The sequence below is a fragment of the Streptomyces sp. NBC_00102 genome, from assembly GCF_026343115.1.
Classification (GTDB): Bacteria; Actinomycetota; Actinomycetes; order Streptomycetales; family Streptomycetaceae; genus Streptomyces.
The window spans coordinates 4,274,909-4,295,379 of sequence record NZ_JAPEMC010000001.1 but is presented as its reverse complement, the minus strand read 5'-3'; the positions used below and the strand labels follow the sequence as shown (position 1 = coordinate 4,295,379).

The following is a 20,471-nucleotide window of genomic DNA, read 5'->3' as shown; positions in this document are numbered from 1 at the left end:
GGCCGTGCGGCCGCGCCTCCCCCGGGCGCGGCCGTCCCTGACCCGACGTCAGCCGGGTCAGGGACTGTCAGGGCGTCAGCCCTTGTCCGCGCCGCTGGTCAGCCCCTCGGTGAGGAGCCGCTCGGAGGCGAAGAACAGGATTACCACGGGGATGGTGAGGATGACCGAACCGGCCATCAGGACCGTCTTGGAGACCTCGATGCCGTTGGCGAGCTGCTGGAGGCCCAGGGAGACCGTCCACTTGTCCGGGTCGGCGGCGAGGAAGAGGAGCGCGAAGAGGAACTCGTTCCAGGCGATCATGAAGACGTAGAGCCCGGTCGCCATCAGGGTGGGCAGCGCGAGCGGCAGGATCACCTTGCGCACGGTCTGGAGGCGGGAGGCGCCGTCGATGGCGGCGGCCTCCTCGATCGAGAACGGGATGGTGACGAAGTAGTTCTTCATCATGTAGATCGAGACCGGGACCGTCTGCGCGATGTAGACGATGGCGAGTCCGACGAGGCTGCCGGAGAGCCCCATCTTCGCGAACATCACGAAGAGCGGGACGGCGAGCAGGGTGGCCGGGAAGAGGTAGACGGCCAGGAAGAGCGCGCTGACGTGCCGGCTGCCGAAGAACTTGAGGCGGCTGACGGCGTACGCGCCGGGTACGGCGGCGGCCAGCGTCAGCAGGACGGTGGCGATGGCCACCAGGGCGGAGTTGCCCAGCATCCCGAGGAAGCCCTGGCCGCCGTCCTCGGTGGACTTCAGGACGCTGCGGTAGGTGTCGAGGGTGAAGTCCTTCGAGGAGACCCAGAGGTTCCCCGGGTCCACGAGCAGCGAGTCGATCGGCTTCACCGACAGCAGCAGCATGTAGTAGAAGGGCACGATCGTGATCACCGCGAGGAAGGCGATCACCACCCAGCGGGCGATGCCGAAGAACCGTTCCTCGAACTGGGCGCGGCTCATGCGCGCCTTGCGCGGTGCGGAGGTGCCGGTACCGGCGGGGCCGGTGGCCTGCGGCCGTGTCACGGACGGTGCGGTGGTCATGCCTGCTCCTCCTGGACCTTCTTGCCGAAGAACATGAAGTAGAGGCCCAGCAGGACCATGAGGACGAGGGCGAGGATCAGCGCCTGGGCGGAGGCCGCGCCGACGTCGAAGCGCGAGGTGAGGAAGTCGTACACGCGGACCGCGACGACGTCCGTGCCCGAACCGCCCCCGGTGAGCAGGTAGATGTCGTCGAACTTGTTGAACGTCATGATGAAGCGCAGGACGGACAGCAGGGCGATGACGGGCATCATCTGCGGCAGCAGGATGTGGCGGAAGCGCTGCGAGATGGTGGCGCCGTCGACCTCGGCGGCCTCCTCCAGGCTGTCCGGGACCGCCTGGAGGCGGGCCAGCATGAAGAGGAAGGCGAACGGGAAGTAGCGCCAAGACTCGAAGGCGATGACGGTGAGCAGCGCCAGCGGGATGTCGAAGTGCGCGCCGAGCAGGCTGACTTCGTAGGAGCGGGTGGAGAGGAAGGCGATCGGGTCGTCCCACCCGAGGAGCTTGCTGCCCCACTCGTTGACGATGCCGTACTGCGGGCTGAGGGCCACCTCCCAGACGAAGGAGACGGCGACGACCGGTGCGACGTACGGCAGCAGCATCGAGGCGCGCAGGATGCCGCGGCCCCGGAACGGCTTGCGCAGGGCGAGTGCGGCGACCAGTCCGAGCACGATGGAGCCGGCGGTGGCGCCGACCGTGTAGAGCAGCGTGGTGCCGAGGCTGCTCCAGAAGCCGGGCGAGCCGAAGACCTGCTGGAAGTTGTCCAGGGTCCAGTTGCCGAAGAGGCCGTTCTCCTGGATGTCGACGAGCTTGGCGTTCTGGAAGGCGAGCAGCACGGTCCACAGGATCGGCAGGATCACCACGACCAGGACGACCAGGAAGGTCGGGGTCACGAAGGCGAGGCCGGCGCGGTTCTCCCGGCTGCTGGTGGTCCGTGGACGTCCGCGGCGCACCGTCGCGCCGCTGGTTTTCGTACTCATGGGTCGGTTACCTCGGGGAGAGAGCGGCCGTGCGGCTACTGGAGGGACTTCTGGAGGGCTGCCACTTCGTCGTTGGCTTCCTTGGCGGCCTCGTCCGGTGAGCTCTGGCCGCTGGTCATCGCTCCGATGGCCTTGGCGACGGGCAGTTCGCCGTTGGTGGCTCCGACGAGGGCGCCCTGGCCCTGGGCGAGGCCCCACCGCTGCATGTCGCCGACGCCGGAGACGAGCCGGTCGAGGAGTTCGGAGGGGTACGCCTTCTGCATGGACTCGCGCTTGTCGACGCCCATGACGCTGGCGCGCCAGGCCTTCCGGAAGGCGCCGGGGTCGGTGGCGGTGCCGGTGCGGACCGGGATCTTGCCCTCGGGCGCCATGCCGAACCAGTCCTCGTAGCCCTTGCCCATCATGTACTCGATGAACTTGGCGGAGGCGCCGGTCTCGGCGGTCTTGGTGACGGCCCAGGAGGTGATCTCGCCGAACTGGGCGGGTTCCTTGCCGTCGGGGCCCTGGAGGGAGGTGACGATGCCGGTGTTGCGGGCGAGGAAGCCCGGGTCGTCCTTGCACTGGGCGCAGCTGGGCAGCGCGTCGGAGCGCAGTCCGGCGAGTTCGTCCAGGAGGAAGGAGGACCAGACCATCATCGAGGACTTGCCGGAGAAGTAGGTGGCGCGGGTGGAGTCCACGGTCTGGGTGCCGGGGGCGCCGTGCTTCCCGCCCAGTTCGTCGTAGGCGGCGAAGGCGTTGCGGCAGGCGGTGGAGTCGAGGGCGGGTTCGCCGTCGTCGTCGACGAGCTGGCAGCCGTTGGCGAGGGCGAGGTCCTCGAAGCTCTGCTGGGTGAAGGCGTCGGAGGGGTCGGTGGCGAGCGAGATGCCGTCGACACCGCCCTTGTCGAGCGTCTTCGCGGCCTTGATCGCGTTCGCGTAGGTGTCCGGTGCGTCGAGTCCGGCCTTGGCGAAGAGGTCCTTGCGGTAGACGAGGAGCTGGAGCCAGGCGTCGGAGGGGACGGCGAGGGTGGTTCCGGCGTCCTTCGTGAGGGAGAGGGCGTTGGCGTTGAAGGTCCCGGCGTCCAGGTCGTGGACGACCTTCCCGGCGACCTTCGTGTTGAGCAGCCCGCTGCCGTACATCTGCCAGACCTGGCCCATGGGGACGGCGCCGATCACGTCGGGGAGGTCACCGGCGGCCGCGGCGGACATGATCAGCTGCGGGAGCTGGGCCTCGTCCACGCCGACCAGGTCGACCTCGATCCCGGTCTCCTTCTCGAAGCGGGCGACCACTTTCTTGGTCGCCGCCATCCGCGGTGCCAGGTTCTCCTGCGACCAGACCGTGATCCGGTTGTCCGGCTTCTCGGCACCGGAGCTGCCGGAGCAGCCCGCGAGCAGGCCGGCTCCCAGGGTCGCGGCGAGTCCGAAGAGGGTCGCCTTCGACCGTCGGGCCTTCATCACCATGCTGTGTCCTCACGCCACTTACGCACTTTCATGACGCATCTCAGCACCACTTTTGCTTATTGACAAGACATAACTCTGAGATATCTTCGACCTAAGTCAGCAGCAGTCCCCTCCCAGCACCAACGGAGACCCCCGTGGAACGCGTCGTCCAGTTCACCGGCCCTCGCCAGGTAGAAGTCGCCGAGCACGAGAGCGCCGCCCTGCCGGCGGGCCACCTGCGGGTCCGTACGCGCTACTCCGGCATCTCCGCGGGCACCGAGCTCACCGCCTACCGGGGCACCAACCCGTACCTGACGCGGACCTGGGACGCCGAGGCCCGCCTCTTCCGCGACGGCGCGGCGGGCATCGAGTACCCGGTGGCCGGCTGGGGGTACTCCGAGGTCGGCGAGGTCACCGAGGTGTCGCCCGAGCTGACGGACGTACCCGGCATGCCGGCCGTGGGCGACCTGGTCTGGGGCATCTGGGGCCACCGCAGCGAGGGCATCGTGCCCGCCGAGCGGATGGTGGGCCACACGCTGCCGGCCGGCCTGGAGCCGCTGGCGGGCGCCTTCGCCCGCGTCGGCGCCATCGCGTACAACGCGGTGCTCGCCGCCGACATCCACCTCGGCGAGGAGGTCGCCGTCTTCGGGCAGGGCGTCATCGGCCTGCTCACCACCCGCCTCGCCCAGCTCAACGGCGCCCGCGTCACCGCCGTCGACGCCCTCGACGGCCGCCTCGACACCGCCCGTACCTACGGCGCGCGCCGCACCCTGAACGCCCGTACCGACAGCGTCGCCGAGCGCGTCCGCGAGGCCACCGGCGGCCAGGGCGCCGACGTCGCGATCGAGATCAGCGGTGTCTACCCGGCCCTCCACGAGGCCCTGCGCTCGGTGACAGTGGGCGGCCGTGTGGTGGCCTCCGGCTTCTACCAGGGCGACGGCGCCGGGCTGCGGCTCGGCGACGAGTTCCACCACAACCGGGTGCAGCTCATCTGCTCCCAGATCGGCGGGGTCCCCCCGCAGCTGGCCGGCCGGTGGACCGTCGAGCGGCTCCAGCAGACCTTCCTCTCGCTGGTCGCCGAGGGCCTGGTCGACGTGAAGTCCCTGGTCAGCCACATCGTCCCGGTGGCGGACGCCGCCGACGCCTACGTCCTGCTGGACGAGCGCCCGGCCGACGCCCTCCAGGTCGTCCTGGAGTTCTGAGCCGTACTCCGGCTCGCCCCCGCGCGTCCCGCCGGTACGGGTCACCCCGTACCGGCCCCGCCCCTCGCCTCGCCCCTCCCCCGTGCGCTGCCCGCCGGCCGCGCCGAAAGGCCACTCATGCCGAAGACCCCGCTGAAGACCGCCTGCCAGGAACAGCTGCTCCCCGGTGACACGCTCCAGGAGAAATGGGCGTTCGCCCAGGACGCCGGGTTCGACGCCATCGAGCTGCGCTCGCGGGGCGACTTCCACTTCCGCGACCGCCTCCCCGAGCTGAAGCGGGCGCTGGCCGACGGCGTCGTCATGCCGACGGTCTGCGTCGAGATGCTGCACTTCTTCGCCGCCTTCGACGACGGCCTGCGCAAGGACGCCCTGGAGCAGATGAAGTCGCAGCTCAGCGTCGCGGCGGAGATCGGCGCCCTGGGCGTGCAGACCCCGGCGTCGTACGGGATGTTCTCGCGCCGGCTGCCTCCGTTCGAGCCGCCGCGCTCCGAGGAGGAGGACCGCGAGGTGCTCCTCGCGGGTCTCACCGAGCTCGGCGAGCACGCGCGCGCGGAGGGCGTCACCCTCTTCCTGGAGCCGCTCAACCGGTACGAGGACCACATGGTCAACCGGCTGGACCAGGCCGTCGACCTGCTGAGCACCGTGGGCCTGGACTCGGTGAAGATCGGCATCGACAGCTACCACATGAACATCGAGGAGGCCGATCCGTCGGCATCGATCCTCGCCGCGGCCCCGTACATCGGCCACGCGCAGGTCAGCGACTCCAACCGGTTCCAGCCGGGCGCCGGCCACCTGGACTGGCCGGCCTGGATCGGCGCGCTGCACACCATCGGTTTCGACGGCTACCTCGCCGCCGAGTGCCGCCTGACCGGTGACCCGGTCGAGGCCGTCCGCTCCATCCCGGCCTTCCTGCGGAGGTCGGGCGCGTGACCTCGCTCCTCGTCGGGACGTCCGCGGCCGGGGAGACGGAGGATCTCCGGCACGGTGCGGCCCGCGTCCTCCTCGGCAACTGGAGGGGCGCCTCGACCGTGCCCTCCCGCGGCCTCTACCCGCACCAGTGGAGCTGGGACTCCGCGTTCATCGCGATCGGCCTGCGCCACCTCTCGGTGCACCGGGCCCAGCGCGAGCTGGAGACCCTGCTGCACGCGCAGTGGAAGGACGGCCGGGTCCCGCACATCGTGTTCAATCCGGCGGTCCCGCACGACGCGTACTTCCCGAGCCCCGACTTCTGGCGCTCGTCGAGCGCCGGAGCGGCGGCCGGAGCCCCCGCGGACACCGAGACCTCCGGAATCGTGCAGCCCCCGGTGCACGCGCTGGCCGCCTGGCTGGTGCACCTCGCCGACCCCGAGGACTCGCGCCGGCGCGGCTTCCTGCCCCGGGTGTACGGGCGCCTCGCCGCCTGGCACGACTACCTCACGGGCCCCCGGGACCTGGGCGGCGGCGGTCTCGCCGCGATGGTCCACCCCTGGGAGCCGGGCATGGACAACAGCCCCTGCTGGGACGCGCCGCTGCGGCGCGTCGAGCCGGCCGCCGCGGGCTCGTACCGGCGCGCCGACCTCGATCACGGCCAGCCCTCCGAACGGCCCACCGACCTGGACTACGGACGGTACGTACGGCTCGCCACCGACTACCGCGACGGCGGCTACGCCGACGCGGGTGCCGGCCACGCCTTCGCCGTCGAAGACCCGTGCGTCAACGCCCTGCTGATCGTCTCGGAGCACGCGCTCGCCCGGATCGCCGCCGAGACGGGCGTCGACCCGGCCCCGCACGAGGAGCGCGCCGCCCGCCTCACCGAGGCACTGGTGGAGCGGCTCTGGTCGCCGGAGGCCGGTATGTTCCTCTGCCGCGACCTGGTGAGCGACGAACCCATCCCGGAGAAGAGCGTCGCCGGACTGATCCCGCTGATCGTCCCCGGCCTCCCGCGGGAGGTCGTCGACGCGCTGACCCAAACCGCCGAAGGCACCGCCTTCCGGCTCGGCGAGGTCCCGATGGTCCCCTCGTACGACCTCGACGGCGCCGCCTTCGACCCGTCCCGCTACTGGCGCGGACCCGCCTGGTTCAACACCAACTGGCTGATGGAACGCGGCCTTCGGCAGTACGGCCTGACCCACGCGGCCGACCGGCTGCGCGCGGCGATGCTCGACGCGGCAGGGAACAGCGGCTTCGCGGAGTACGTGGACCCCTTCACCGCACAGGCCCGCGGCACCCTCGACTTCGGCTGGACGGCCGCGCTCGCACTGGACCTGCTGGTGGCAGCCGAGCGGACCGACTCCCCGGCATCCGGGCAGCCGCCGGCCACGAAGACGGGGGCGGACGCATGAGCGCGGGCACCGACATCACCCTGGTCCGCGCCGGTACGTTCGCCGTACTGGGCGCGGACGGCGGGATCACCGGCCGCCGGGGCACCTCCCCGGACGGCCTCTTCCGCCGGGACGCCCGTCACCTGAGCCGCTGGACGCTGACCGTGGACAACGCGGCCCCCGGCGTCCTCGTACCCGCCGCGGGAGAGACCGGCACGGCGTGCGTCCTGACCCCGCCCGGCACCCGTGACGAGCCGCCCGCCTACACGGTGTTCCGCGAACAGGCCCTGGGTGGCGGTTACTTGACGGAGCGCGTCCGCCTGGTCAGCAACCGGGCGGAGCCGGTGACCGCCGTCCTCGGCCTCACCGTGGACGCCGACTTCGCCGACCAGTTCGAACTGCGGTCGGACCACCGCAGGTACGACAAGACCGGGGCGCGGCGCACGGTCACGCCCACCCCGGACGGGGTCGTCTTCGCCTACGAGCGCGGCGCGGACTGGCTGTCGCGGACGACGGTCGCCGCCTCCCCCGCTCCGGTCGAAGTGGCCCTCGTGGAGGCCGGGTCGACCACCCGGATTCTCCGGTGGCACCTGGAGGTACCGGCCCAGGGGGCGGCGGAGCTGCTGCTGACCGTGGTGGCCCAGCCGCACGGGGCCCCGGCGCCCGGGCCGCCCACGACCCCGGACGCCGCCGCAGCCGAACAGGCCCTGGACACTTCGGAGTTCACTGACCTCTCAGGCCCGGAGGCTTCACCGCCGCCGCCCACCGACGCTCCGGCCGGGCTCGCGGCGGCCGTCGCCCGTGGGCTCGGCGACCTGGCATCGCTGCGCGTCCCGGCGCTCGGACCCGACGGCGAGGAGCTGAGGGTCCCGGGCGCGGGGGTGCCGTGGTTCCTGACGCTCTTCGGCCGGGACGCCCTGCTCACCTCGCACTTCGCGCTCCCCTACCGCCCGGAGCTGGCCGCGGCCACCCTCGCCGCGCTGGCCGCGACCCAGGGCGCGGAGTACGACGCCTTCCGGGGCGAACAGCCGGGGCGCATCGTGCACGAGATCCGCCACGGCGAGCTCGCGGCGTTCCGCCAGGTCCCGTACGGCCGTTACTACGGCTCCGTGGACGCCACCCCGCTCTTCCTCACCCTGCTGGACGCCCACGCCCTCACCACGGGGGACACCGGGCTCGCCGCGCGCCTCGAACCGCAGGCGCGGGCGGCGGTGGCGTGGATGTTCCGGGACGGCGGTCTCGCCGACGGCGGCTACCTCTCCTACACCCCGGACCCGGGCGGCCTGGTCAACCAGAACTGGAAGGACTCCGAGGGCGCGATCTGCTTCCTCGACGGCACCCAGGCCGAGGGCCCGATCGCCGTCGCCGAGGCACAGGGGTACGCGTACGACGCGCTGGTCCGCACCGCACGGCTCGCCCGCACGGTGTGGGGCGACGCCGCCTGGGCCGACGAACTGGAGGCGGCGGCAGCGGACTTGCGGGACCGCTTCGTGCGGGACTTCTGGATGACCGGCCCGGACTTCCCGGCGCTGGCGCTCGACGGGAAGGGGCGGCAGGTCGACTCCCTCGCCTCCGACGCGGGCCACCTCCTCTGGTCCGGCATCCTCGACGAGGAGCACGCCCGCCGGGTCGGGCGGCGACTCCTGGAGCCCGACTTCTTCTCGGGCTGGGCGATCCGCACGCTGGCGGCCGGGCAGCCGGGCTACCACCCGCTCTCCTACCACCGGGGCACCTGCTGGCCGCACGACAACGCGGTCGTCGTGCTCGGGCTCGCACGGGCGGGCCTGGCCGACGAGGTCCGGGCGGTCGCACGCGGCCTGCTGGACGCGGCCGGCCACCACGGCGGCCGGCTGCCCGAGGTGATGGCCGGCTACGGCCGCACCGACCACCCGCGCCCGGTCCCGTACCCGCACTCCTGCTCCCCGCAGGCATGGGCGGCGGCGACCCCGCTGGCGATCCTCACCGCGCTGCGGGAGACGGAGACGGCAGGGCGGCCCCGGGAGACGGAGGCGTAGAGCCGCATCCGCCCGGGCTGTCCCGCGGTTCCTGGCGCGTGTGCACCAGGAACCGTGGGAGAGCCTGGCTCGGGCGAGCCCGGCCCGGAGCTCGGCGCGGGCCCTACGGCCAGAGCCAGACGGCGATCGCCATCCACACGACGCCCACGCCGGCCACCGCGTACAGAGCGGTGCGGCTCACCCGGACCTGACGGTCGGGGTACTCCTTCTGCTCCGCGACCGCCGCCACGAACTTCTTGGCCGACAGACCGAACACGATGAGCAACAACACCACCAGGACGCAGTAGAGGTACAGGGTGACCTCGGCCGAATAACCGTGCAGCGCCGCGGATACGGCCGCCATGACCATCGCCGCGACCGGCATGGCGGACAGCGCCCGTCGCAGCTTGCCCGCCGGATACAGCGCGCAGATCGCGGCCACGTACGCGGCGGTGACGACGCCCGCGACGATCCACCACGTGGTGGTGGTCAGATCAGAGAGCATGCTCGCGATTCCCCCCAAGGTCATGCACGGTGCGTTGTCCAGGGCGGAGAGCCGCACCCCCAGGGCTCCCCCTCGTTCATGCGGCGCGAAATCGTCCCGGACCCCACTCCGGGCGCAAAGAGCGGCGTATTCTCCGGAATTCACCATTCCGGTACCCCGTCCCGGTACCCCGTCCCGGTACCCCGTCCCGGTACCCCGTCCCGGTGATCATAGGCAGTCGACCGGCCGGCGTGAACGGCCACTTCCGGCAGTGAACACGGTCCCGGCCTGCCGCCCTTCGGCAATGTCCCCGCCGACCGCCCCCTGTGGTCCCCGAATCCGTGAGGACCGTCCATCACGCCTGTACAGGCGCCCGTACGCCGCGCGGTACACCCCGGCCCCGGAACACCCAACTCCCGACATTCCCACCGCTTCCCCGCCCCTTTTCGGACCCAAGTTGACCGAGAGCATCGTCCTGCCCAAAGATCGGCCTCCATGAAGTCCTCCCAGCGCGTGGCCATGATCGCCCGTAATGGCGCGATGGCCCTGGTCACCCTGCTGCTGCTCGTCGCGGGTGGGTGGGCGTCGTGGGAGACGGCGCACCACATCATCCTGGCCAAGGGCCGCGAGCACGGCACCCTGACGGTGACGGGCTGCGGGGAGGACACCTGCACCGGCGCGTACGCTCCGGACGCCCAGTCCCCGCCTCGCTCGGGCGTGATAGTCGAGCGCTCGGTCGCGGCGCAGCGCGGCGACGCGTTCCCGGTGGTCCTGAAGCCGGGCAGCGCCGAGGCCGTACGGACCGGGGTCCCCGGGTTCCTGCACGCCTGGCTCCCGTTGGGCGGTGCGCTGATCCTGGCGTCCCTGATCCTGGGCGGCGGCCTGCGCCTGACCCGTACGGCGTGGGCGGCGGGAGTGGCGGGAGCCGCCGTGCTGGTGGCGACGTTCCTCGCGCTGTGAGGCGCTGACGCACCGGGCGTCCGGAGCGGGGTCCCGGAGTCCGGCGGAAAGCGGCCTCACGGACTCCGGACAGTCGAGCTCGCCCCTCCCTCTTCCCTTGCACCACAAGGGCGTTGGAGACTTCGCGCATGAACTCGCCTGCCACTGAACCGACCGCCGACGCGGCGGCCGCGTACCTCGCGGCACTCCATGAGCGACTCACCGCCGACGGCTGCAAGGTGACGCCGTCGCACTGGAACGACCATCCGTCACTGACCGGCTTCCGTGCCGATCGCAAGGCCCGCTGGTTCGGAACGAAGGTCGAGCTGTTCGTCTTCGCGGCAGCCGTTCCCGAGATCGACGTGGCCACCCTGCACGAGTTCACCATCTGGGCCATGCGCTACGCGAAGAGCGTGCGCGGAGGCATACCCGGCGCCCGCAACGTGGCCCAGGTGCTGCCCGCGCTGGTGAGCACCCGTGTCCAGCCCGAGGCCGCCCAGTGGGCGGCGCAGGACGCGCGGCTCCTCGACACGTCACTGATGAGCCGCCCCCTCACGGTCGAGGCCGGCCCCGGCGCCGTACGCACCACGCTGTACCGGGGCGGCACCGCCTGGGGCGGCATGTTCACACGCCACACCCTGGAGAAGGCAGCCCTGTACTTCCCGTGAGCGCGGGCCCGCCGAACGGGCGGCTCGCCCCTCTCCCGCACGGCGGAGCGCCCCCGCCCGGACCACCCTCCGGTCGGGGGCGCCCTCAGTCCACAGGAAGCTTGCGGACGACGGTGTCGTCCGGATCCAGTGACCGCCCGTCCGCCGCACGGACCTCCAGTGCGCGAAGCCGTCGGCCCTGCTCGCGGTCGACCATCTGCGAGTGCGGTTCGCCGGGGGCGAAGAAGTTCTGCTCTCCCCACTGCCGCAGCGCCACGATGACGGGGAAGAGGGCTCTGCCCTTGGAGGTCAGCACGTACTCGCGGTAGGCGCTGCCGTCCGAAGCGGGCACGGATTCGAAGACACCTCCGGCGACCAAGGCGCGCAGGCGGGAGGTGAGGATGTTCTTCGCCACCCCGAGGCTGCGCTGGAACTCCCCGAACCGACGGCTCCCGTCGAAGGCGTCCCGCACGATCAGCAGGGACCACCAGTCACCGATGGCGTCCACCGACCGCGCGACGGGGCAGTCGCTGTCGTCGAAGCGCTTCCTCGTCACCATGCCGCCCGGCTCTCCTCGTTCGTCACACCATCACTCCGCCACTCCGCCACTCCGTCCTCTGGTTGCATGATGCCACCCATGGCCGCTACGGTCCACGGTGGTAGCAAGTTGCAACCGAATGCGCCGAGGGGACTCCGCATGCCCGGCAACCGTGACGCCACACCACCCGCGGCGACGACCACCGCGCCCACCGATCCGGCACCGGGGCCCATGACCCCGACCGGAACGAACACCGGGTTCGCCCTCTCGCGCGGCGTCGTCCTGCTCTTCGCCGCCGCCTGCGGGACGGCGGTGGCCAACGTCTACTTCGCCCAGCCGCTCCTGGTGACCGTGGGCCACGACCTCTCCATGAGCCCGGCCCTCGTCGGCAGTCTCGTCACCCTGACCCAGATCGGCTACGGGCTCGGGCTGTTCTTCCTCGTACCGCTCGGCGACACGACCGACCGCAGGCGACTCGTCGTGTCCCAACTCCTGCTCCTGGTAGCCGCGTTGGTGGCGGTCGCCACCGCCCGGACAGCGGCGGTACTGCTCGTGGCCATGGCCGGCATGGGGCTGCTCGCGGTGGTCACGCAGACACTGGTGGCCTTCGCGGCGTCACTGGCCCCTCCGGACCGGCGCGGACGCGTCGTCGGGACGGTGACCAGTGGTGTGGTCCTCGGGATCCTGCTCGCCCGCACCGTGTCCGGCATCCTGGCGGACCTCGCCGGCTGGCGCTCCGTCTACCTCGCGTCGGCCGCCCTCACCGCACTGCTCGCCCTGGTCCTCCACCGGGTACTGCCGCGCCACCACGGCGCCCCACCGGCCGCCCTCCGCTACGGCCGGCTCCTGCGCTCCACCGTCACCCTGTTCGCCCGGGAACGGCTCGTACGCCTCCGGGCCCTGCTCGGCCTGCTGATCTTCACGGCCTTCAGCACCCTGTGGAGCAGCATCGCCCTGCCGCTCAGTGAACCCCCGTACTCCTTCTCCCACACCGCGATCGGCGCGTTGGGGCTGGTCGGAGCCGCCGGGGCGCTGGCCGCGACCGTGGCGGGCCGCCTGAACGACCGCGGGCTCTCCCGGTGGACCACCGGCACCGCCCTGGCTCTGCTCGCGGCCTCCTGGCTGCCCCTGGCCTACACCCGCGGCTCGCTCTGGGCCCTGATCGCCGGGGTGGTCCTCCTCGACCTCGCCGTCCAGGCCGTCCATGTCACCAACCAGACCCTGATCCACGCACTCCACCCGGAGGCGGGCAGCCGTCTGATCGGGGGCTACATGGTCTTCTACTCGGTCGGCAGCGCCACCGGAGCCATCGCCGCCACCACCCTCTACGCGGCGGCCGGATGGGGCGCGGTGTGCGCACTGGGCGCCTCTGTCAGCTGCCTCGCGTTGGCCCTCTGGGCATGCACGCGGGGCAGCGAAACGGACGCCGCCACCGGGCCCGCGCAGGCGAAATCCGGCGCGTGACCGGTGTCGGAGGAGCGCGGCGCACGCATCGAATCGAAGCAACAACAAGACTGTTGGCGTCCGCTGATCGCGTACGAGCGGACGACACGGAAACCCGGTCTCCCTCGAGACCAGGAAACGGCTCACCAGAACCGCACCGCCTCAGCGTTCGCGGAGCGTCCCCTCCTTGACTGCCTCCACGAAGCACTCCCAAGCCGAGCTCAAAACAAGGAGAACGGCCCCCTCAGGCACCTTGCTGTCCCGGACAGGCGTCGAGCCTGCGAGGGAGGCAACTTCGAGACACGCGCCGCCGTCACCGTTGCTGTGCGAGGACTTGCGCCACACAACAGAGGCCAGATCAGGTACCGATGTCATTGTCTCGCGTATTCCTTCGCCACGGATTCGAGAAGTTGGAGGGACGCTTCCGGTGGCAACGAAGCGGCCTTCGTCAGATCGTAGGCCCTCACATACTGGGCAACCAGCGAGGGCTTCTCGATCAACTGCCCGGTGAAGGCACTCTCCGTGTAAATGACCGGCGGGGCATCCTCGAACGTCATGTGGATGGCAGTGCCGTTGAGAAACGCAGCAGCTCCTGCCGCGAAGGGGAGGACCTGCATCAGCAGACGACGGTTGGTCTTCACTGCCGCTACCAGACTGTCGAGTTGCTCGGCCATGACCGTGGAGCTGCCGACCTGGACGCGCAGGACGGACTCGTGCAGGACGACCCACAACAACGGCGCTGTTGGCGCGGCGAGAATCCTCTGCCGCTCCAGACGGGCCGTGACGAATCCCTCCACGACCTCTTGCGGCTCGAAACGCTGGGCGGCTTCGACCAGCGCTCGCGCGTACCCCTCCGTCTGCAACAGTCCCGGAACCAGCATCGGTGCGAACTCACCGATCGTCAGTGCCCGCTGTTCCAGCTCCGCCGCGTCCGCGAAGTACTCCGCGTGCTTGGACTTCCGGGCGAGCCGACAGAGGCGCTGAAAGTACCCACCCGTACCGAACACCTCGTCCAGCAGCCGGGACACGTCCGGCTGAGGCAGACGTTTTGCCGACTCGAACTGGCCGATGTAGGTGCCGGAGCAGAAGACCCTCTCCCCCAACTGGTCCTGGGAAAGGCCGCGAGCCTCGCGTTCCCGGCGTAACTCGGCGCCGTAGAAAGCCCTCGGAGACGTGTAGGGGTCCTGTTGGTGCTGCGCGGTCATCGGCCACGACTCCTCGGTGTTTCCCAGCGGCCCGTCGGCACCGTGCGTCGAGTCGCTCTTGCATGTTCACGGTGGCGGGAGCCCACAACGCTGCTGTTGGCACGCGCCCCCTACTGAGCGTAGCCCTTGACCGCCACGCTGTGAGCATGAACGAAAACACGCACAGGACCTCGCTCGCCTCCGCGCAACCCCTTCCCGCGTCCTCCGGCGCCAAGGTCGGGAGCGAAGGGGACGAGGACCCACATGCCGACGCGCAGGCCGCTGTCGATGCCCTCACCGGGGAACTGCGGCGGCTAGGCATCACCCTGCCGTCGCTCGGACTCGACCTGCCTTCGTACACGGTGACGACTGCGGCCTGCCCGCTGATCGAGCTGGGCCGGGTGAACCCTACGACGGCGGCGCGGCTGGTCCGTGTGCTGCGTACAGCGCGAGCGGACACGGAGTGAACCGGCCCCTTCCTCCGGTTCCACCCCTCGGGCTCGGAACTGTCGCCCTCGATGAAGGCACCGGAAGAGTGGGTGAAGTCATGGGCTTCGTCGGCGCCTACGTACAGTTGCGGCCGCTCGGCGGGGGCAGGGAGTGGGACGTCGCTCCGCACTCCGTCCGCCGCGCCTCTCCGGAGGAGCGACTGAAGGCATCGCTCGCCGTGGCGAACAATCGCAGCAGCCGGAGCGGCCTCGGCTGAACATGGACGGCCGGCCCCGTGCGCGAGACGCAGGCGCCCCCGCCCGGACCACCGAAGGTCCGGACAGGGGCGCCCGATGTGCCGAGTACCGCTGGATCAGCCGGTGTTGCGGAGGCCCGCGGCGACACCGTTGACGGTGAGGAGGAGGGCGCGGGCGAGGAGCGGGTCGGCTTCCTCGCCGGCCGCCGCCGCGTCGCGCTGGCGCTTGAGGAGGGCGACCTGGAGGTAGGAGATCGGGTCCAGGTAGGCGTCACGGATGGCGAAGGTCTGCTGGAGGACCGGGCTGGTACCGAGGAGCTCGGTGTTTCCGGTGATCCGCAGGACTTCCTGGACGGTCAGGGCGTGCTCGGCCTCGATGACGTCGAAGACGTGCTTCAGCTCGTCCGGCACCAGGGTGTCGACGTAGTGACGGGCGATCCGCAGGTCCGTCTTGGCCAGCGTCATCTCGACGTTGGACAGGAAGTTCTGGAAGAAGTGCCACTGGCCGTGCATCTCGTCCAGGACCGTGTCCAGACCGGCCTCGCGCAGCGCCTTGAGGCCGGAGCCGACACCGAACCAGCCGGGGACGATCTGGCGGGACTGGGTCCAGCCGAACACCCACGGGATGGCGCGCAGTCCGTCGAGGCCGAGGCCCGAGTCGGGGCGGCGCGAGGGGCGCGAGCCCAGGTGCAGCTCGGCGAGCTGGTCGACCGGGGTGGAGGAGAGGAAGTACGCGGGCAGGTCCGGGTCCTCGACCAGCCGGCGGTACGCGGAGTGGGCGGCGTCGGAGACGGTGTCCATCGCCGCGTCCCAGCGGGCCAGCGCCTCGTCGGACTGGCGCGGCGCGGTGTGCAGGGCGGAGGCCTGCAGGGTGGCCGCGACGGTGAGTTCGAGGTTCTCGCGGGCCAGCGCCGGGATCAGGTACTTGTCGGAGATGACCTCGCCCTGCTCGGTCACCTTGATCTCGCCCTCCAGGGTTCCCCAGGGCTGGGCCAGGATCGCGTCGTGCGAGGGGCCGCCACCGCGGCCCACGGTGCCGCCGCGGCCGTGGAACAGGCGCAGGCGTACGCCGTAGCGGTGGGCGACGTCGCGCAGCCGGCGCTGGGCGCGGTGGATCTCCCACTGGGAGGTGGTGATCCCGCCGAACTTGGAGGAGTCGGAGTACCCGAGCATGACCTCCTGGACGTCACCGCGCAGCGAGACCAGACGCCGGTACGAGGGGTCGGCGAGCATCTCGTCGAGGATGACGTCGGCGGCGCGCAGCTCGTCCGTGGTCTCAAGGAGCGGCACGATGCCGATCTTCGCCCACCCGGCGTGCAGGTCCAGCAGACCCGCCTCGCGGGCGAGGACAGCAGCCGCGAACACGTCGTCCGCACCCTGGCACATCGAGATGATGTAGGACTCGATGACCTCGGGGCCGAACCGCTCGAACGCTTCCTGGATGGTGTGGAAGACGCCGAGGGTCTTCGCGCCCGCCGCGTCCAGCGGAGCCGGGGTCGGGGCGAGCGGGCGGCGGGAGCGGAGCTCCTTCGCGAGGAGCTTCTGCCGGTAGTCGCGCGGCATGTCGCTGTAGCGCCAGGACTCCTCGCCGAGCCGGTCGAAGAGCTGGCCGAGGGTGTGGTGGTGGGCGTCGGCGTGCTCGCGTACGTCCATGGTGGCGAGCTGGAGGCCGAAGGCGCCCAGCGTACGGATGGTGCGGTCCATCCGGCCGTCGGCGAAGAGGCCGCCGCGGTGTTCGCGCAGGGAGGTCTGGATAAGGGTGAGGTCGGCGAGGAGCTCGGAGGTGCCGAGGTAGTCGCAGCCGGGGCGGTGCGGGGTGCCCTTGGCGAGGCGCTCGCGGGTGTTGACGAGCTTCTGGCGGATGCAGGTGGCCTTGAGCCGGTAGGGCTCCTCGGCGTTCAGCCGCTTGTAGCGCGGGCTGATCTCCGGGAGGCGTTCCAGGTCGGCCTGGAGGGATTCGAGCAGCTCTTCGGTGGCGCCCGTGTAGCGGATGGAGTTGGAGAGCAGTCCGCGCAGGTGGTCGATGAGTTCGAGGGCGTCGGTGATGCCGTGCTCGTGCTGCAGGATCAGCACGTCCCAGGTGACGGCGGGCGTCACGTTGGGGTTGCCGTCGCGGTCGCCGCCGATCCAGGTGCCGAAGGTCAGCGGGCGGGTCCCCTCGGGCAGCGGGGCGCCGACGCGCTCCAGTTCGGCCGAGAGGTCCTCCAGGACGTCGCCGACCGCGTTGGCGTGCAGCTCGTCGAGGTAGTAGATGGCGTTGCGGGCTTCGTCGGCCGGCTCGGGGCGGACGACGCGCAGCTCGTCGGTCTGCCAGATGAGGTCGATGTTCTCCGCGAGCCGCAGGTCGACGCGGCGGCGGTCGGCCTCGATGACGGGCGTCTCCAGCAGGGCGGCGATGCGGCGGAGCTTGTTCAGCACCGAACGGCGGGCGGCCTCGGTGGGGTGAGCCGTGAAGACGGGCCGCACGTTGAGGTTCTTGACCGTCTCGCGCAGGTGCTCGGGGTCGGCGTCCTTGAGGCGGTCGGCGGTACGGGCGAGGAGTCCGCCCTCCGCGGCACGGCGGTCGCGCATCTCGTGGGCGCGGTGCACCTGCTCGGTGACGTTGGCCAGGTGGAAGTAGGTGGAGAAGGCGCGCACGAGCTGCGCCGCGGTCTCCAGGTCGGTGTCGCCGAGGAGTTCGGCCGCCGCTTCGCCGTCCGTACGGGTGAGGGCGCGAACGCGTTCGACGAGTTCGAGGAGTTCCGGGCCCTCCTGGCGTACCAGGGTCTCGCCCAGCAGGTCGCCGAGGCGGCGGATGTCGGCCCGCAGTTCGGGGCTGCTGGCGGCAGGGGTCAGGTCGGCACTGCTCACAGTGTGCGGCTCCTTGCAGTGGTTGAGCACGAATCCGGGGCCAACGGCCGCAGCGTGCTGTTGCCGCCCCCGGGACGAGCGGGGTGCGGACCGCGCTGTCCGACCCTTCCAGGATATGTGTCACCGGCCTCGGCGCGTCCGGTGGCCTCACAGGGTGGGACGGGCAGCGCATTCGAAGGCCGGATCCGTACAGGCTTTACCCGTACGGGGGCAGGGGATACCACGAACGGCGCACGGAACGTGGTCTGGTGGTGTGGGCCGCGTCACTGAATAACTTACGATCCCGTAGGTTACGGTCCCGTAGCCAAGGCCGATTCCGATTTGTTCTCCTCACCCCCCGGGGGACCACATGACCATCAGCCCCGATCTGACCGACCAGCCGGACCCACCGGCAGGACCCGGTCCCGATCCACTCCCCTCCGCCACGCTGGGCGGTGACAGCAAGCGGTCGATCGAGCAGATCGCGCTGCTCCTCTTCATCGTGGTGCCGTTCGCGGCCCTGGTGGCGGCGGTGCCGCTGACCTGGGGCCACGGCGTCAGCTGGCTCGATCTGGGGCTGATGGTGGCGATGTACTACATCGGCTGCCACGGCGTCACGATCGGCTTCCACCGCTACTTCACGCACGGCTCCTTCAAGGCGAAGCGCCCGCTGCGCATCGCGCTGGCCGTCGCCGGCTCGCTGGCCGTGGAGGGCCCGCTGGTGCGGTGGGTCGCCGACCACCGCAAGCACCACCGGTTCTCCGACGCCGAGGGCGACCCCCACTCGCCGTGGCGCTTCGGCGAGACGCTGCCGGCCCTGATCAAGGGCCTCTGGTGGGCGCACATCGGCTGGATGTTCAACGAGGAGCAGACCCCGCAGCAGAAGTACGCCCCCGACCTGGTCAAGGACCCGGCCATAAGGGCGATCTCCCGCCACTTCCTGACCTTCACGATCATCTCGCTGGGAATCCCGCCGCTGGTCGGCGGCCTGGTGACGATGTCCTGGTGGGGTGCGGCGACGGCGTTCTTCTGGGGTTCGCTGGTACGCGTGGCACTGCTCCACCACGTCACCTGGGCGATCAACTCGATCTGCCACGCGGTCGGCAAGCGTCCCTTCAAGTCCCGTGACAAGTCGGGGAACGTGTGGTGGCTGGCCGTCCTGTCCTGCGGCGAGTCCTGGCACAACCTGCACCACGCCGACCCGACCAGTGCCCGGCACGGGGTGATGCGCGGCCAGATCGACTCCAGCGCCCGCCTGATCCGCTGGTTCGAGCAATTCGGCTGGGCGTACGACGTCCGCTGGCCGGACGCCGACCGCATCGACTCACGACGCAAGGAGTCCCGGCGCGAGGCCGTGCCCGCCGACGCGGCATGATGGGCACCGTGGCGACCGACGGCAGCACGAGCAGCGAGAAGAGCAGCCCTCCCCCCGCGCGCCGGACCCGGCGGGTCCGGATGACCGGGAAGGAGCGGCGCGAGCAGCTGCTGGACATCGGTCGCACCCTCTTCGCCGACAAGGGGTTCGAAGGGACCTCGGTGGAGGAGATCGCGGCACGCGCCGGGGTCTCCAAGCCGGTGGTGTACGAGCACTTCGGCGGCAAGGAGGGCCTGTACGCGGTCGTGGTCGACCGGGAGATGCGCCAGCTGCTCGACATGGTGACGGGTGCCCTGACCGCGGGGCACCCGCGTGAGCTGCTGGAGCAGGCGGCGTTCGCGCTGCTCGACTACATCGAGACGTACACGGACGGCTTCCGCATCCTCGTCCGGGACTCGCCGGTCGCCCAGTCGACGGGCACCTTCGCCTCGCTGATCAGCGACATCGCCACGCAGGTCGAGGACATCCTGGGCATGGAGTTCAAGGCCCGGGGCTTCGACCAGAAGCTGGCCCCGCTCTACGCGCAGGCCCTGGTCGGCATGGTGGCCCTCACCGGCCAGTGGTGGCTGGACGTCCGCAAGCCCCGCAAGGCGGAGGTGGCGGCGCACCTGGTGAACCTGGCCTGGCACGGCCTGGAGAACCTGGAGTCCAAGCCCCGGCTGATAGGGCACCGCAAGAGCTGAGACGCGATCGCGTACACACGCGGAAGGGGCCTCGCTACTCGGCGGGGCCCCTTCGGCGTGCGGGCGGGCGTGCTCCGCGGATCGGGGCGGTCAGCGCACCCAGTCCTTGAGGGGTTCGGTGTCGAGGGTGAAGCCGACGGGGGCCGGGATCTCGATGGCCTTGCCGAAGGGGCGGCGCAGGATCTTGGTGTAGGAACCGGCGTCGGGCTCGCTGTACACGAGGGCCTCGCAGGTGTCACGGTCGATCAGCAGATACACCGGGATGCCGGTCTCGGCGTAGGCGGCGGGCTTCTGTTCCCTGTCGCGCCGGTCGGTGTCGGCGTCGTAGGACGTGACCTCGACGATCATGAGGACCTGATCGGGGAAGGCCCATTCACCCTGGCCGGCGAAGGCCCCCTCGGGTGCGAGCGTGCCGTCGGGCTTGGCGTTGCCGTTGCGGTAGGTCTCGATCTTCAGGCCGCGCTCGGGGTAGAGCCACAGTTCGGGGCGGTGCTGCATACAGCGCCGCGTGAGCCAGCGAATGATCTCGTCGTGGTCGCCGTCGGGCACGGCCTTGACCCCCAGCCTGCCGTGGACGAACTCCAGGCGGACGCCCTCGCGCTCGGCGGCTGCGGCGATGCGCTCGAACTCCTCGGACCGCATCTGCGGCCGGTGTTCCATGACCGTCACTGGGCACCTCCTGCTCCCAGTTTATGGGCCGCCCCACGATTCGTGGTGGATCGGAGCACGGTGCCGTGTACGGGCCGGGCG

The 20,471-nt window shown here is 70.9% G+C and carries 20 protein-coding genes; 11 read left to right on the top strand and 9 right to left on the bottom strand.

The annotated features are described in order from the left end of the window. Positions 1-75: 75 nt before the first annotated feature. The 3 genes from OHA55_RS19300 to OHA55_RS19290 all read right to left on the bottom strand — a co-directional run bounded on the left by OHA55_RS19300 (position 76) and on the right by OHA55_RS19290 (position 3,439). Positions 76-942, bottom strand: coding sequence for a carbohydrate ABC transporter permease (locus OHA55_RS19300; protein ID WP_266710813.1), 867 nt, complete (start codon positions 940-942; stop codon positions 76-78). 77 nt (positions 943-1,019) lie between these two features. After that, positions 1,020-2,000, bottom strand: a complete 981-nt coding sequence (locus tag OHA55_RS19295) for a carbohydrate ABC transporter permease (RefSeq protein WP_266707977.1) — start codon at positions 1,998-2,000, stop codon at positions 1,020-1,022. A gap of 35 nt (positions 2,001-2,035) precedes the next feature. Further along, a complete protein-coding gene (locus OHA55_RS19290; protein ID WP_266707975.1) occupies positions 2,036-3,439 on the bottom strand; it encodes an ABC transporter substrate-binding protein in 1,404 nt (467 codons plus the stop codon). 134 nt (positions 3,440-3,573) lie between these two features. Between OHA55_RS19290 and OHA55_RS19285 the strand changes: the two genes are divergently transcribed. The 4 genes from OHA55_RS19285 to OHA55_RS19270 all read left to right on the top strand — a co-directional run bounded on the left by OHA55_RS19285 (position 3,574) and on the right by OHA55_RS19270 (position 8,935). Continuing rightward, the gene (locus OHA55_RS19285) at positions 3,574-4,620 is read left to right on the top strand and encodes a zinc-binding alcohol dehydrogenase (protein WP_266707973.1); all 1,047 of its coding nucleotides are present in this window, start codon (positions 3,574-3,576) and stop codon (positions 4,618-4,620) included. Between the two features lie 117 nt (positions 4,621-4,737). Then, positions 4,738-5,550, top strand: a complete 813-nt coding sequence (locus tag OHA55_RS19280; protein WP_266707971.1) for a sugar phosphate isomerase/epimerase family protein — start codon at positions 4,738-4,740, stop codon at positions 5,548-5,550. Further along, on the top strand, positions 5,547-6,941 hold the full coding sequence (locus OHA55_RS19275; RefSeq protein WP_266707969.1) for a trehalase family glycosidase: 1,395 nt from the start codon (positions 5,547-5,549) through the stop codon (positions 6,939-6,941). The genes OHA55_RS19280 and OHA55_RS19275 overlap by 4 nt, the downstream gene beginning before the upstream one ends. Beyond that, the gene (locus tag OHA55_RS19270; RefSeq protein WP_266707967.1) at positions 6,938-8,935 is read left to right on the top strand and encodes a glycogen debranching N-terminal domain-containing protein; all 1,998 of its coding nucleotides are present in this window, start codon (positions 6,938-6,940) and stop codon (positions 8,933-8,935) included. The genes OHA55_RS19275 and OHA55_RS19270 overlap by 4 nt, the downstream gene beginning before the upstream one ends. A 103-nt stretch (positions 8,936-9,038) precedes the next feature. On the opposite strand, the gene OHA55_RS19265 is transcribed toward OHA55_RS19270, so the two are convergent. Beyond that, the gene (locus OHA55_RS19265; RefSeq protein WP_266707965.1) at positions 9,039-9,419 is read right to left on the bottom strand and encodes a hypothetical protein; all 381 of its coding nucleotides are present in this window, start codon (positions 9,417-9,419) and stop codon (positions 9,039-9,041) included. Positions 9,420-9,893: 474 nt separating this feature from the next. Between OHA55_RS19265 and OHA55_RS19260 the strand changes: the two genes are divergently transcribed. Both OHA55_RS19260 and OHA55_RS19255 read left to right on the top strand, forming a co-directional pair. Further along, positions 9,894-10,358: a hypothetical protein gene (locus OHA55_RS19260; protein ID WP_266707963.1), complete on the top strand. Its 465-nt coding sequence runs from the start codon at positions 9,894-9,896 to the stop codon at positions 10,356-10,358. A 128-nt stretch (positions 10,359-10,486) separates the two neighbouring features. After that, positions 10,487-11,005 (top strand): hypothetical protein, encoded by a 519-nt coding sequence (locus OHA55_RS19255; RefSeq protein ID WP_266707961.1) that lies wholly within the window; start codon positions 10,487-10,489, stop codon positions 11,003-11,005. Between the two features lie 85 nt (positions 11,006-11,090). On the opposite strand, the gene OHA55_RS19250 is transcribed toward OHA55_RS19255, so the two are convergent. Next, positions 11,091-11,543, bottom strand: a complete 453-nt coding sequence (locus OHA55_RS19250) for a helix-turn-helix domain-containing protein (RefSeq protein ID WP_266707959.1) — start codon at positions 11,541-11,543, stop codon at positions 11,091-11,093. A 210-nt stretch (positions 11,544-11,753) separates the two neighbouring features. On the opposite strand from OHA55_RS19250, the gene OHA55_RS19245 reads away from it, so the two are divergent. Then, positions 11,754-12,986, top strand: coding sequence for an MFS transporter (locus OHA55_RS19245; protein ID WP_266710811.1), 1,233 nt, complete (start codon positions 11,754-11,756; stop codon positions 12,984-12,986). 141 nt (positions 12,987-13,127) lie between these two features. Here OHA55_RS19245 and OHA55_RS19240 read toward each other — a convergent pair whose 3' ends face one another. Both OHA55_RS19240 and OHA55_RS19235 read right to left on the bottom strand, forming a co-directional pair. Continuing rightward, positions 13,128-13,340 carry a DUF397 domain-containing protein gene (locus OHA55_RS19240; protein ID WP_266707957.1) on the bottom strand — a complete coding sequence of 71 codons (213 nt, stop codon included), beginning with the start codon at positions 13,338-13,340 and terminating at the stop codon, positions 13,128-13,130. After that, positions 13,337-14,170, bottom strand: coding sequence for a helix-turn-helix transcriptional regulator (locus tag OHA55_RS19235; RefSeq protein ID WP_266707955.1), 834 nt, complete (start codon positions 14,168-14,170; stop codon positions 13,337-13,339). The genes OHA55_RS19240 and OHA55_RS19235 overlap by 4 nt, the downstream gene beginning before the upstream one ends. Before the next feature lie 146 nt (positions 14,171-14,316). Here OHA55_RS19235 and OHA55_RS19230 point away from each other — a divergent pair, with 146 nt between their 5' ends. Together OHA55_RS19230 and OHA55_RS19225 are read left to right on the top strand one after the other, a co-directional pair. After that, complete coding sequence (locus OHA55_RS19230) at positions 14,317-14,616, top strand: hypothetical protein (RefSeq protein ID WP_266707953.1); 300 nt, start codon at positions 14,317-14,319, stop codon at positions 14,614-14,616. A 68-nt stretch (positions 14,617-14,684) separates the two neighbouring features. Continuing rightward, entirely contained in the window at positions 14,685-14,855 is a 171-nt protein-coding gene (locus OHA55_RS19225) for a hypothetical protein (RefSeq protein WP_266711216.1), read from the top strand. Positions 14,856-14,951: 96 nt separating this feature from the next. Here OHA55_RS19225 and ppc read toward each other — a convergent pair whose 3' ends face one another. Next, positions 14,952-17,684 carry a phosphoenolpyruvate carboxylase gene (gene ppc / locus OHA55_RS19220; RefSeq protein ID WP_266707951.1) on the bottom strand — a complete coding sequence of 911 codons (2,733 nt, stop codon included), beginning with the start codon at positions 17,682-17,684 and terminating at the stop codon, positions 14,952-14,954. Positions 17,685-18,033: 349 nt separating this feature from the next. Between ppc and OHA55_RS19215 the strand changes: the two genes are divergently transcribed. Both OHA55_RS19215 and OHA55_RS19210 read left to right on the top strand, forming a co-directional pair. Next, positions 18,034-19,038: a fatty acid desaturase gene (locus OHA55_RS19215; RefSeq protein WP_266707949.1), complete on the top strand. Its 1,005-nt coding sequence runs from the start codon at positions 18,034-18,036 to the stop codon at positions 19,036-19,038. Then, a complete protein-coding gene (locus tag OHA55_RS19210; RefSeq protein ID WP_266707947.1) occupies positions 19,035-19,721 on the top strand; it encodes a TetR/AcrR family transcriptional regulator in 687 nt (228 codons plus the stop codon). The genes OHA55_RS19215 and OHA55_RS19210 overlap by 4 nt, the downstream gene beginning before the upstream one ends. 90 nt (positions 19,722-19,811) lie before the next feature. Here the strand turns inward: OHA55_RS19210 and OHA55_RS19205 are convergent, their stop codons facing one another. Beyond that, the gene (locus tag OHA55_RS19205) at positions 19,812-20,381 is read right to left on the bottom strand and encodes a Uma2 family endonuclease (RefSeq protein ID WP_266710809.1); all 570 of its coding nucleotides are present in this window, start codon (positions 20,379-20,381) and stop codon (positions 19,812-19,814) included. Between the last annotated feature and the right edge of the window lie 90 nt (positions 20,382-20,471).